At 73.4% G+C, this 12,797-nt stretch carries 10 protein-coding genes; 3 read left to right on the forward strand and 7 right to left on the reverse strand.

Annotation, left to right across the window (positions count from 1 at the left end):
- Positions 1-14: 14 nt before the first annotated feature.
- The 4 genes from aepX to PKE99_RS16015 all read right to left on the reverse strand — a co-directional run bounded on the left by aepX (position 15) and on the right by PKE99_RS16015 (position 4,873).
- A complete protein-coding gene (aepX, locus tag PKE99_RS16000) occupies positions 15-1,736 on the reverse strand; it encodes a phosphoenolpyruvate mutase (protein WP_197040632.1) in 1,722 nt (573 codons plus the stop codon).
- A 53-nt stretch (positions 1,737-1,789) separates the two neighbouring features.
- A complete protein-coding gene (locus tag PKE99_RS16005; RefSeq protein ID WP_037045802.1) occupies positions 1,790-2,551 on the reverse strand; it encodes a LicD family protein in 762 nt (253 codons plus the stop codon).
- 299 nt (positions 2,552-2,850) lie between these two features.
- The gene (locus PKE99_RS16010) at positions 2,851-3,675 is read right to left on the reverse strand and encodes a glycosyltransferase family 2 protein (RefSeq protein ID WP_051737437.1); all 825 of its coding nucleotides are present in this window, start codon (positions 3,673-3,675) and stop codon (positions 2,851-2,853) included.
- A gap of 226 nt (positions 3,676-3,901) precedes the next feature.
- Positions 3,902-4,873 carry an ERCC4 domain-containing protein gene (locus PKE99_RS16015; protein ID WP_037045803.1) on the reverse strand — a complete coding sequence of 324 codons (972 nt, stop codon included), beginning with the start codon at positions 4,871-4,873 and terminating at the stop codon, positions 3,902-3,904.
- 339 nt (positions 4,874-5,212) lie between these two features.
- On the opposite strand from PKE99_RS16015, the gene PKE99_RS16020 reads away from it, so the two are divergent.
- Complete coding sequence (locus PKE99_RS16020) at positions 5,213-5,797, forward strand: NADase-type glycan-binding domain-containing protein (protein WP_037045804.1); 585 nt, start codon at positions 5,213-5,215, stop codon at positions 5,795-5,797.
- A gap of 65 nt (positions 5,798-5,862) precedes the next feature.
- Here the strand turns inward: PKE99_RS16020 and rfbA are convergent, their stop codons facing one another.
- Both rfbA and rfbD read right to left on the reverse strand, forming a co-directional pair.
- On the reverse strand, positions 5,863-6,756 hold the full coding sequence (rfbA, locus tag PKE99_RS16025; protein WP_037045805.1) for a glucose-1-phosphate thymidylyltransferase RfbA: 894 nt from the start codon (positions 6,754-6,756) through the stop codon (positions 5,863-5,865).
- Positions 6,753-7,583, reverse strand: a complete 831-nt coding sequence (gene rfbD / locus PKE99_RS16030; protein ID WP_051737438.1) for a dTDP-4-dehydrorhamnose reductase — start codon at positions 7,581-7,583, stop codon at positions 6,753-6,755. Before rfbD ends, rfbA begins: the two co-directional genes overlap by 4 nt.
- Before the next feature lie 40 nt (positions 7,584-7,623).
- Between rfbD and rfbB the strand changes: the two genes are divergently transcribed.
- Complete coding sequence (gene rfbB / locus PKE99_RS16035; protein WP_037045806.1) at positions 7,624-8,592, forward strand: dTDP-glucose 4,6-dehydratase; 969 nt, start codon at positions 7,624-7,626, stop codon at positions 8,590-8,592.
- Complete coding sequence (locus PKE99_RS16040; RefSeq protein WP_051737439.1) at positions 8,589-9,167, forward strand: dTDP-4-dehydrorhamnose 3,5-epimerase family protein; 579 nt, start codon at positions 8,589-8,591, stop codon at positions 9,165-9,167. The genes rfbB and PKE99_RS16040 overlap by 4 nt, the downstream gene beginning before the upstream one ends.
- A gap of 122 nt (positions 9,168-9,289) precedes the next feature.
- On the opposite strand, the gene PKE99_RS16045 is transcribed toward PKE99_RS16040, so the two are convergent.
- Positions 9,290-12,733 (reverse strand): hypothetical protein, encoded by a 3,444-nt coding sequence (locus PKE99_RS16045; RefSeq protein ID WP_037045807.1) that lies wholly within the window; start codon positions 12,731-12,733, stop codon positions 9,290-9,292.
- Positions 12,734-12,797 lie beyond the last annotated feature (64 nt).

The following is a 12,797-nucleotide window of genomic DNA, read 5'->3' on the forward strand; positions in this document are numbered from 1 at the left end:
GTCGGGGTCGGGACTCACGGCCGGGCGAACTCGCCGGCGCGGTCGAAGTCGTACAGGTCGTTGATGCCGCGCCAGTGGCCGTGGATGTACAGGACCTCGACTGTCTCACCGTCGTCGACGAGCGCGTTGAGCAGGTCCGGCATGTCCAGGTGGTCGAAGTCCGGCCGCTGCGCCAGGCGTTCCAGCATCGCGGTCAGCCGTTCGACGCCGTCCCCCCGCACCGCGAGCATGCCGATCCACCGGCCGTCGGCGCTGCCGGCCTCGCCGGTGACGCGCCGCAGCCGCACCTGGCGGCCGAAGAGGGACCGGTCGTCCGGCTCCGAGCACTGCACGAAGTCGTTCGTGCTGCCGGCGTCGTCGTCCGTCGGGGCGGCGGAGTCGACGACCACCGCGAAATCCGCCGTGACCTCGAGCAGGTCGCGCAGGATGTAGCCCCGCAGCATCAGGTCGCCGTAGGAGATCACGCTGTCGCGGGTCATCGCCGGCAGGGCGTGCCGCAGCGACTCCAGCTCGCCGGTCTCCTCGTGCCGCTCGTTGACCTCCAGCTTCAGGCCGGAGGTGTCGATCGCGTCCGCCCGGTAACCGCCGACCACGGTGATGTCGTTCATGCCCTGGGACTTGAAGGTGTCGACGAGCCAGCGCAGCAGCGGCTTGCCGGCGATCGGCAGCATGACCTTCGGACGGTCCTCGGTGACGGCCTCGAGCCCGCGGCCGCGGGTGGCGGCCAGGACGACGGCGGCCGGGGCCTGGTGCGCGATCGACAGGTAGCGGCGTTCCGCGGCCGCGTACTCCTCCGCGCCCTGCAGCCGGAAGATCTCTCCGACGGGTGCAACCCGGTCCTCCACGTTGACCAGGGTGCGGCTGTCGTGGATCTCCCGGGCGACGGACTGCATCGCCGAGGTCGCGGCTCGCACCAGGTGGTTCGCCCAGATCACCACGCTGATCCCGGCCTCGCGGAACACCGTGGTGGGCGTGCTGTAGTACTTGGTCGGCACGATCACCAGCGGGGCCCGGTTCCGCCATTGCGCGGCGAACTCGAGGATCTCGTCCGGGCGCGACCTGGCGCTGTGGATCAGGATCGCGTCCGCCCCGGCCTCGTGGTAGGCCGTGGCGCGGTGCAGCGCCTCGTCCACACCCCAGCCGGCGATCATCGCCTCGACCCGGGCGACCAGGACGAAGTCCTCGTCGAGCTGCGAGTCCTTGCCCGCCTTGATGCGGCCGCAGAACTCCTCGACCTCGGCCAGCGGCTGCCGGTCGCCGTCGATGAAGCTGTTGGTCTTGGGGAACTGCTTGTCCTCGATGCAGACCCCCGCAACACCACGCTGCTCCAGCTTGCGCACCAGCCGGCGGACGTTGTTGAAGTTGCCGAAGCCGGTGTCCCCGTCGAGCAGGATCGGCAGGTCGCTGGCGTCGGCCATGAACTCGACGACGTCGACGATCTGCGTCCAGCTCGCCTCGTTGTTGTCCCGGACGCCGAGCTGGGCCGACATGGCCAGTCCCGACGCCCAGATCCCGCCGAACCCGGCCTCCCGCACGATCCGGGCCGAGAGGCCGTTGTGCGCCTCCATCAGGAACTCGAGCTCGTCGGACAGCACCATCCGCCGCAGGGCGGCGGCGCGGGAGCGGGGCGCAGGTGGCTCGGCGTCGAGCCGGGGCCGGGGCAGACCGGGACGGTCGAGCCCGGGGTGCTGGAGCTCGGGATCGTCGAGCTCGGTGGGCAGCAGAGGGTCGGGCATCAGAGGATCCCCTTTCGTCCTGGCGACGGGGTTCGCGGTGGGGGTGCGGCGGGTCACCGTGCTCCTACCGGGCGCCACTCGCGGGTCCGCACGATGGCGTTGTCGTCCAGGTAGCCCCAGGTGGGGTCCGGCGTGCGCCAGTCCCCGTAGTGGAGCTCCAGGACCTTCTCGTGGTCGACGGGCTTCCGCCACGTGCGCCCGAGGAAGTCGAAGGGTTCGAGGTCGAGGCGGGGCAGGAGCCCGACGGCCTCGACCAGACCGGTCGGGCCGGTGCCGTAGAGGTGGTACTCCTGCATGTCCTGCTCGGCGGGGTGGAGCCGGAAGAACTCGAACAAGGCCCCGTGCCGGATGAAGATGCGCTCGGTCCGCGTGCCGGTGTTGTCCAGGAACGAGTACCAGCGCCGGAAGCCGGCCGCGAGCAGCGCGGGTTCGGCCCGGTCCAGGAGCTCGTCGTCGGCCGCGTCGTAGCAGAAGTCGGCGTCGCCGATGTCGTGCGGCAGCAGGCGGCCCTCCCGGGCCCAGCCCAGCAGCATGCCGCCCCACACCCAGTAGCGCTCGCCGAACGCGGTGCCCGCCAGCACGTCGTTGAGCAGGCGGAGGTCCTCCTCGAACCGACGGGCGCGTCGGCGGCGCACGGTCTCCGGGATCAGCCCGAACCGGGAGAGGATGCGGTCGGCCTGGGGACCGAGGAAGTCCCGCAGCGCCACGACCTCGTTGCCCGGCAGGCGTCGCACGGTCCGGTCCAGCTTCATGTTGCGCAGCTGGCGGCGCACCTCGCCGACGACCCGCTCCAGCGGGGCGGGCAGTTCCACCACGGTGACTCCTCGTCGGGGTTCGGAGGCCGGAATGATCATTTCGAATGGATGAACACGGCGTGTACGCGAAGCAAACGGCCGCCAGCATAGGTCACGTCGGAAAGGGTGTCGCGCCGAGCGTGTGACGTCCCGCGGGCGGCCGTTGAATTTCTTCGTGCACGTTCGAACAGCGGTGTCGGCCCACACGGTGTGTCTCCTTCGGACGTTTTCGTGCGGCCGGCTCCCGCCGGTGTTCTCGCGCGGCTCCCTGACAGGACCCTGCTGACGGCTCCCTCCTGCTGACCTGCGAAGAACGGGACTCAGTCGCCGTCCGTCATGCGGCGGACGCCGGTCGCGGACAACCTCCCGGCGGGCGCTGTGCGAAGGGGTAGGGCGAGGCGGGCCCGGTGCACCCGCGCGGCTCTTCGGCGCTCCAACAGCAGCGCCCGAAGAATGCGTGCCCGATCCGAAAAGGCAGGATCTGCGCGGCATTCGTACCACTGTGCGTTTTGTACGCCCGGTATCTCCTGGATGGACAGTCCGGCGTCGACCGCCCGGAAGGCGAGTACGACGTCGAACTCCACGCCGTCGCCGAGGACGGAAGGATCCGTGGGGCGCCGCCGGTCGTCGGGCAGCCCGAGTCGCGGGAGGACCGAGCGCCGCATCGCCGTGAGGCCACAGCAGATGTCGGCGAAGGCGGTGCCCAGCAGTGCGGCTGCGGTCGAGGCCAACACCAGGTCGGCGAGGGTCCGGCCGGTTCCGCCGAACGTCCTGTGGGCGCGGATGCGCGAGCCCTTCGCCAGGTCGGCGCCCGACGCGAGCGCCGCGACCGCACGCGGCACCTCGTGCGGGCCGGCCGAGCCGTCGGCGTCGAGCGTGACCAGGACGTCGCCCGTGGCGCTGCGCAGGCCGGTGAGCAGGCTGTTGCCCCGGCCCCGGCCGGACTGCCTGACCACCCGGCAGGACGGACGGGCCGCGTGCGCCGCCTCCGGGGTGCCGTCGACAGAGCCTCCGTCGGAGACGACGACCTCGTACGACGGGTCGACGGCGGCGAGCAGGCGGCCGATGTTGTGGCTCTCGTTCAGCGTCGGCACGACCACCGACACCGTCGGAGCCACCCGCGGGCTCTCCTCCTGTCCGTGCATCCGGCCTCCCCGTGCCGTCGGTCCGCCCGCCGGTCCACGACTGCCTGCACGGGGTCGGTGAAGCGTGCCGTCTGCTCGTGGCACCACTTCCGTCGGATGCGTGTCCCTGAAGCTGTGTCGTGACCATCTGCGGCAGAGATGGCCCTGTGACGCGCACGGACACGTTCCCCGACCGAAGTTGCTCCGGCCGGCCCCACGAGTTGGCCCGGGCGGCACAGGCCGACTCTCAGGCGCGGTGGGCCGCCCGCCAGGCCTCGTGCACCTCGGGCCGCAGGCGTCCCTTGTCCGGGACGGCGATGCCGTTCTCCCGGGCCCAGCGCCGGACCTCGGCGGTCGACGGCGGGGGTGCGGCCGGGGCGTCGGCCAGCGCGGAGTCGCCACCGATCCGTTCCGCCGCGACGGCCTCGGTCTCGGCCCAGGAGCGGGCGGCGGCGAGGAATCGGTAGGTCCACTCCTCGGCGAGCGCGCGGGTGTCGCAGAAGACGATCGGGATCGCGGGCCAGCGGACCTGGAGCTCGGCGAGGCCGTCGGCGATCGTGGCCGGACGGACGTACGTCTGCTTGAAGATCGACGAGTACCGCTCCTCCACGACGACCGCCGCCCGCGGCAGGGTGGCCAGCTCGGTGAGGGCGAAGCGCAGCCGGCCGTCGGACACGCTGCCCACCAGGTCGGACAGCGCCTTGCGCTCGACGGCCGCGACCACCGCGCCGCCCGGACCGAGGACCGCGTAGTCCCCGCAGCTCAGGCCGCGCCTGGTGGTGGTCACCTGCTGGCCGGGGAACGAGTACGGGTACCGCTCGTGGGCGTCGACCACGATCTCGAGCCCGGCGATGCCGGAGGCGCGGGCGGTCGGGAGCCGGACGTCGGGCCGCGCCTGCTTCCGGGTCCGCGGCGACTGCCAGAACACCATCTCCCGCCCACGGGCGCGGGTGAAGACGATCTGCGAGCGCTGCTCGCGCCCACGGTCGGCGACGACGTCGATCGCGGCCCCGCGCCGGACGCAGGACTTGAGCGCCACCCGCTCGACGATCTCGGCGTCGGCGGGCCACTCGTCGTCGGAGACGGGGTGGCAGTAGATCGCCTTGGTGCGCGGCCACGTGTCCTTCGCGCGGAAGACGAGTCCGCCGGCGAGCGGCACGCGGATCAGGTACGGCAGCGAGCTGTCCGGGTCCGGGTTCCGGGCGACGAGCAGTTCCACCCGGCGAGTCTCGCAAGCCGCGCAAGCACTGCTCCGAACGGCGCAGTACCCAATTCTGTCCATAGCGCGACCCGGGGCGTAGCGCGTCCGTGATCCACGCCGACGGCTCGGGCGACAGTCGGGGGACGACGGGGGGCGAACATGACGATCCAGAGCATCGCGACGGGGCGGTGCGGGTACTGCGGAACGGGAATCACGGCGGGGGCGCGCTTCTGCGGGACGTGTGGGACCTCCCGGGATGTGCGTTTCGATGCCCCGGGAGTGCCGACTCGCGGGAACAGGGGGCTGCCGGGAGCGCCGGTCGCCGTCGTCGGGCCGCAGTGGAGTGTCTGGCCGGTCGTGATCACGGTGATCGCCGGGCTGCTGGTCCTCGGGGTGCTGCTCACGCTGCTGTTGTGGTCGCCGCGGGTCACGCCCGCGACCCCGGTCGTGCCCGTCGCGACCACGCCCGTCACCACCGCGATGACGGCGTCGGCGACCTGCGTCCGCCCGGACAGCACCGACGCGGCCGGCGTGCCGACGAGCTACGAGCCGTCGCAGGCGGTCGACGGCGTGCTCGCGACCGCCTGGCGGTGCACCGGCGACGGGGTGGGGGAGAGCCTCACGCTGACCTTCGCCGCGCCCATCCGCGTCGGCTCGGTCGGGATCGTGCCCGGCCTCGCGAAGATCGACCCGGCCGACGGCACCGACCGCTACGCCCAGAACCGGCGCCTCACCGCCGTCCGTCTGACGACCGACGACGGCCGCTGGGTCACCATCGCGCTGGACCCGTCGGTCGGGCGGCGCGGGCTCCAATGGACCGCTCTGAGCGCGACGGTCACGAGCCGGTTGACGATCACCGTGCTGGACAGCGCCGCCGGAACCGCCCAGAACGGGCAGGCCGCGAACGACACGATCGCGGTCTCCGAGATCGTCGTCGCCTGACGGTCGGCTCCCGATCGACCTCTACGGCGCCAGGGACGAGTCCTGGGACATCACGGTCGGCTCGCTCATCGTGTCGCGCTGAAGGACTTCGCGACATTCATGACGTACTGCCCGTAGCCGTTCCTGGCCTGCTTCTCGCCGAGGGCGTAGCAGGCGTCGGCGTCGATGAAGCCCATCCGCAGCGCGACCTCCTCGAGGCAGGCGATGCGGATGCCCTGCCGGTTCTCGAGGACCTGCACGTAGTGCCCGGCCTCGATCAACGACTCGTGCGTACCGGTGTCGAGCCAGGCGAAGCCACGGCCGAGGTCGACGAGCCGGGCGCGCCCCTGCTCCATGTACGTGCGGTTGAGGTCGGTGATCTCCAGCTCGCCCCGGGCCGACGGCCGAAGCTGCTTGGCCAGCTCGGCGGCCTGGCCGTCGTAGAGGTAGAGGCCGGTGATGGCGCGGTCGGAGCGCGGCTTCTCGGGCTTCTCCTCGATCGAGATCAACCGGCCCTGGTCGTCGGCCTCGCCGACGCCGTAGCGCTGCGGGTCCTTGACGGGGTAGCCGAACAGGACGCATCCGTCGCCGTCGGGACCGAGGCCGTCCCGGGCGTCGCGGAGCATCCCGGAGAAGCGGGGGCCGTGGAAGATGTTGTCGCCGAGCACGAGCGCGACGTTCTCGCCCGCGATGTGGTCCTCGCCGATGAGGAAGGCCTCGGCGATGCCGTTGGGCTCGGCCTGGGTGGCGTAGGTGAGGTCGAGGCCCAGCTCGCTGCCGTCGGCGAGCAGGCGGTGGAAGCTCGGGGCGTCCTCGGGCGTGGTGATCACGAGGATCTCGCGGACGCCGGCCAGCATCAGGGTCGAGAGCGGGTAGTAGATCATCGGCTTGTCGAACACCGGCAGCAGCTGCTTGGAGACGCCGCGGGTGATCGGGTGCAGCCGGGTGCCGGTGCCGCCGGCGAGGACGATGCCCTTCATGCCAGGTACCTCTCCAGGCTCTGTCGCCAGTCCGGCAGCGTGACGCCCGCCTTCGCGGCCTTCGTCAGGTCGAGGACGCTGTTCAACGGCCGGCGGGCGGCCCCGGGCTTGTCGGCGAAGTACGCGGCGGTGGTGGTGTCCGTGACGTCGTGGGTGTTCCGGCCGGATGCCGCGAAGACGAGCCGGGCGACGTCTGCCCAGCTCGCCGGCTCGCCGTCGTTGGTCAGGTGGTAGGTGCCCGGCTCGGCCTCGAGGAGCCCGAGGATTCCTGCGGCGAGGTCGGCCGCCAGCGTGGGCCTACCCCGTTGATCTGCGACGACGGCCGGGCTGACGCCCTGATGCGCCAGCGTGCGCATGGTGCGGGCGAAGTTGGCGCCGTCGCCGATCACCCAGGTCGGGCGGACGATCCAGTGCTTCGGGGTGGTCGCGACGGCGGCGTCGCCGGCGGCCTTGGAGGCGCCGTAGGCGCTGAGCGGCGCGATCTGGGCGCTCTCGGGGATCGGGCCCTCGTGCATGCCGTCGAAGACGTACTCGGTGGAGATGTGCACCAGGCGCAGGTCGTGCTCGGTGGCGAGGCGGGCGAGCGCGGCAGGGGCGAGGGCGTTGGCGGCCCAGGCCTGCCGGCGGCCCTCGGGCGTCTCGGCGGCGTCGACCTTGGTGTAGGCGGCGGCGTTGAGGACCGTGTCGAAGGCCGACCAGTCTACGGCCGCGAGCGCGGCCGGGTCGGTCAGGTCCAGCTCGGCACGGGTCAGCGCCCGCGCGGTCGGCAGGGCCGCGGCCAGCGCCTTCCCCAGCTGGCCGCCCGCTCCGAGGACGAGGGCGCGCACGGGGGCATTCTGCCGAGCGGCCCGTCGCTACCCTCGCCGGGTGCGCGTTCTGGTCACGGGTGGGGCGGGGTTCATCGGGTCGCACTTCGTGCGGTCGCTGGTTTCTGGCGCGTACCCGGGGCTCGCGGGTTCGGTGCGGGTGTTGGACCTGCTGACGTACGCGGGGCGGCGGGAGAACCTGGCGGGCGTCGACGTCGAGCTGGTGGTCGGGGACATCCGGGATCCTGCGACGGCTGCGGCTGCCGTGCGCGGCTGCGACGTGGTGGTGCACTTCGCGGCGGAGTCGCACGTGGACCGGTCGATCGCGGGGGCGGCGGACTTCGTGTCGACGAACGTGGTTGGTACGCAGGTGATGTTGCAGGCGGCGCTGGACGGCGGGGTCGGGAAGTTCGTGCACGTGTCGACGGACGAGGTGTACGGGTCGATCGAGTCGGGGTCGTGGTCGGAGGACCACGTGCTGGAGCCGAACTCGCCGTACTCGGCGTCGAAGGCGGGCAGCGACCTGCTGGCGCGGTCGTATCACCGGACGCACGGGCTGGACGTGTCGATCACGCGGTGCAGCAACAACTACGGGCCGTACCAGTTCCCGGAGAAGGTGATCCCGCTGTTCGTGACGAACCTGCTCGACGGGGGCACGGTGCCGTTGTACGGCGACGGGCTCAACGTGCGGGACTGGCTGCACGTCGACGACCACTGCCGGGGGATCGCGCTGGTCGCGGCCTCGGGCCGGGCGGGGGAGGTCTACAACATCGGCGGCGGGACGGAGCTGGCGAACCGGGAGCTGACCGCGCGGCTGCTGGCGGCGGTCGGGGCGGACTGGTCGCGGGTGGAGCCGGTGACCGACCGCAAGGGGCACGACCGGCGGTACTCGGTGGACTGGTCGAAGATCCGGGCCGAGCTGGGGTACGAGCCGCGGGTGTCGTTCGAGGTGGGGCTGGCCGAGACGGTGCAGTGGTACCGGGACAACCGGCAGTGGTGGGAGCCGCTGAAGAGCGGGGTGGTCTCGTGAAGTACCGGGAGCTGGGGATCTCGGGGGCGTGGGTGTTCGAGCCGCCGGTGTTCCCGGACCGGCGTGGGGTGTTCGTGGCACCGTTCCAGGGGCCGGTGTTCCGCGAGGCGCTGGGCTTCGACCTGGACGTCGGGCAGACGAACCACTCGGTGTCGCGGCTCGGGGTGGTGCGGGGCGTGCATTTCGCGGACGTGCCGCCGGGGCAGGCGAAGTACGTGTCGTGCCCGTCGGGGCGGCTGCTCGACGTGATCGTGGACGTGCGGGTGGGGTCGCCGACCTTCGGGCGGTGGGAGGCCGTGGAGCTGGACGACGGTTCTGACTCAGGGTCCATGCGGGCGGTCTACATCGCCGAGGGGTTGGGGCACGCGTTCGTCGCGCTGGAGGAGGCGACGGTGATGGCCTACCTGTGCTCGACGCCCTACAACCCCTCCGCCGAGCACGGCATCTCGCCGCTGGACCCGGAGCTGGGGCTGCCGTGGCCGTCGGATCTCGAGTTGGTCCTGTCCGACAAGGACCGGGACGCGCCCACCCTCGCCGAGGCGAAGGAGCAGGGGATCCTGCCGGTGTACCGGTAAGGCCGCCCGAGGCAGGGTGATCACCGCCGGTGGACGCGGAGGGTCGGGAATCGACCGCTCTGGTCCGCGACTCATGATCATGGTTCGGAAGGGCTCGGGCGCTTCGGTACCGATGCCCGGGATCAGCGGCCGAGGGGGACCAGATGGCGGTCGAGTTCGTGCTCCACGGACTCGGCGGCGGCGAGGGCGAGGACCTCGTTGGCGACGGCGTCGACGCGGACGTTGGTGAGGGCGGGACCGGCGAGCAGCGCGTCGACGATCGCGAGCAGCCGGACGCCCGAGGGACGGGGTTGGGGGCTCACCACGGGTTGCGCCCCGTCGAGTGCTGCCTTGAGCCCGGTGACCTGGTCCGACGGCGGCGGGATGAGGGGGAGCGAGGCGCTCGGTCCGTCGCCGAGCAGCAGGGGGAGCCAGGCAGGCCGGACGCGGTCGAGATCGAGCAGGGTGCCGCGGAGGTCCTCGCGGCCGGGCGTGATCCACATGCGGCCGTCGGAGTCGCGGATACTGCCGGTCGCGCGGTGGTCGACCTCCTCGGCGACGTCCTGCCAGCGGTTGTCGGGGTCCGCCGGCACCCAGGGGCCCGGCGGCCGCTCGGCGAACACCGTGCGGCGCACGCAGACCGTGTTCCCGATGTGGTCGCCGCCCGTGAGCTGCAAGGACACGATCTCCAGCGTGACGGCGACGGCCGAGCCCTTCACGGGCTCGCGGGCCGCGAAGAAGCGGGGCGGGCCGCCGTCGCGGTCGGTTCGGAGCGAGCGGTTGAGGAGGCGTTGGAGCTGACCGAGCTCCAGGTCGAGGGTGGCGAGCTGGGAGCGGAGGGCCGGGTCGGGTGTCTCGGCCTTCGCGGCGGGTGTTCCGGTTTGGGCTGGTCCGGCGGCCTGTGCGGCGGCTGCTGCGACCGCCGTACCTGCGGCAGCCTCGGGGACGGTCGGTGCTTCCGCGGCGGCACGCTCCTCGAACAGTTCGTCGTCCGACGGGGTGGTGGGCTCCGGGATCTCCTCGACGACGGTGCGCCTCGGGCGGTCGGTCGGCTCGGCCGCCGCTGCTGTCACGGTGGGTGTCGCCGGTGGCTCGTCGGCGTGGGCCGGCTGCTTCGAGTCGGTCGGGCCCCCCGCCCGTGTTTCTGCTGCTTCGGTCGGCTGGTCGGGGCTGGTGGGCGCGGTGGGCTCGGCTTCCGCGGTCGAGGGCTCGTCGGTGTCGGACGGCTGCGTGTCCGCCGCGGGCCTGTCTCGACCTGCGCTCGCCTGCGCCGCGACGGCTCCGATCCCAGCTGACACAGCTCCCGCCGAGGACGGCTGCGCCGCCGCGTGGCGCTCCGAGGCGGTTTCCTGAGCTTCGGCCGAGGCCGCGTCGGTCGAGGCGGTAGCTCCGGCGTCTCCCGAGGCCAGCGGCGCGACGCCGGCCGGCGCGGTCTGCGGCTCCCGCTGCTCGGGTCCGGGCTGGTCCTGCTGCGTCGACTCGCTCTCGGGGGCGGCGGGAGGAGCGGCCTCAGCCGTGGCCGCCGACGGCGCTTCCCGCTTCTCACCGGGTTGTTCCTCGCTGCGATCGGACGGTTGAGCCTCGCCGAGGTGGGCTGCGGTGGTGATCGCCCCGGACGCCAGTGCTTCCCCGTCGTCGACCGGCTCCCCCTCGCCACGGTCCGATGCCTGGTCGCCGCCGCGACTGGACGGCGCGCCCCCGGGCTCGCCCGACGCCTCTGCGTTCGATCGCTCCGCCGACTCGGCCCCGCCGCGGCCGGGCGACTCGTCCCCGATCCGATCCGACGGTTCTGCTTCGCTCCCACCAGGCCGCGCGCCGCCGCGCTCCGACGCCGGCCCGACCTGCCGCTCCGCCGGCTCGGCGCCGGCGACCGACGCCCCGGCTCCGGTGCCGCCGGATGGTCCGTCCCCTCCGCGATCCGACGGCTCTGTTCCGCTCCGATCAGGTCCTGCTGTTCCGGGCGCCGGCGCGTCCCGCTGCTCCGCCGAGTCGGTCCCGCCGCGGGCGGTCGGCTCGGCTTCGCTGCGATCGGGCGTGCCGGCGTCGTCGCGGCTGGAGGGCCGGGCCTCGCTGCGAGGAGACGGTTCGGCCTCGCGTCGTGGCGACGGTTCGACCTCGCGGGGGGTGGGATCGGCCTCCTGGCGCTCGGCTGCGACCTCGCCCGCGGCGAGCACTCCGGCGGCCGTGGCGGCGCTCGAGGCGGCGGGGAGGGGGCGGGAGTCGGGCGGGAGCACCTCGGTCGGCTCGGGCTCGGCTTCCTCGCGCATGCGGGCCCAGCGGGCGTCGGCCTCCTGCTGCGTGCGGCGCCCTCGCTTCGCCTTCCCGCGACCGAGGTCCCGGCCGCGCGTCAGCCAGGACCTCTCCTTCCGAGCCTTCGGTGCCTCGGCGCCCGTCGGCCGGTCGGCGCGGTCGAGGTCGCCTCGGCCGGCAGAGCCCTCCGGCGCCCTGCCGCCGGTCGCCGCCCTGCCGGGTGCTCCGGCTTCTGCGCTGCGGGATCCGGCGCTGCCGGCCGCCCCGCCAGGTCCTGTGCGGTCGGAGTCTGCGCGGCGGGCTGATGGGCCACCTGCGGCCCCGGCATCTGCGCTGCCGGCTCCTCCGCCGCCGAGTGCCGCGCCGCCGAGTGCTGCGCCGGCGGCCGCCGCGCCGCCGGCCGCTGCCGCAGCAGCTCCTGCGTTACCGAAGCCCCCGCCGCCGGTCCCGCCGCCGCTCGTCTCGCCGCCGCTCGTCTCGCCGCCGCTCGTCTCGCCGCCGCTCGTCTCGCCGCCGCTCGTCTCACCGCCGCTCGTCTCACCGCCGCTCGTCTCACCCGCGGTCTCGGAGCCGCGATCGGCCCGGCCAGTGCCCACTCCGACGCCACGGCTCCACTCCCGACCGTCGCCCGGCGGCACCCCCAGGTCGGTAGAGCGGACGCCCCGCTCGTCCTCCGGACCCGGGCGCAGCGGCTCGAGGTCGTCGTCCTCCCGCGCCCTGCTCCGGCGCCATCCGCGCCCGCGCCACTCCCGGAAGGCGGCGGGCCGGCCACCCCCGTCACCGGACTCGGGACGGTCGGAGGAAGCGGACCGCGGGCCGATCCCGCCCCGTCGCCACAGCAACGCCACTCCGACGACGGCGAGCACGGCGAGCACCAGCGCGGGGAGCGCGAGCTGCCACCCCGTCCACCACGACGCCTGCGGGTAGGGCGCGACCGCGGGCAGGGGGAGCGGGGCGCTGCGCTCGGCGGGTGGGAGGCCGAGGCGGACCAGGCCGTTGGACGCCGCCTGGTTGCCCGCGTCGAGCCGGAGCGCGGACTCGTAGGCGGAGCGGGCGAGGTCGGTGCGGCCCTCGATCTCGGCGGCGGAGCCGCGGGCGGCGTCGGTGTAGGCCATCGTGTAGCGGTCGCCGACCTCGGTGAGCCCGTCGTCCGCGCACGCGCCCTCGTTGCGCACCTGGGCCCGCGCGAACAGCTCCGCGGCCTGCGCGAGCTGGCCCTCGTCGACGAGCCCGCGCGCCTGGTCGCACAGCGGGGTCGGGCCCGAGGTCGCGCAGCCCGCGAGCCCGGCGAGGCCCGCTGCCGCGACCAGGGCCAGGGCCGCCCGCCGGAAGTGCATGCGGCCCATCGTGGTCGGGTCGGGACGGCCGAACAACCCGAGCGGGTGACGAGGAGATCACCGG

The sequence above is a fragment of the Pseudonocardia halophobica genome (assembly GCF_027922425.1).
In the GTDB taxonomy this organism is placed as follows: domain Bacteria; phylum Actinomycetota; class Actinomycetes; order Mycobacteriales; family Pseudonocardiaceae; genus Pseudonocardia; species Pseudonocardia halophobica.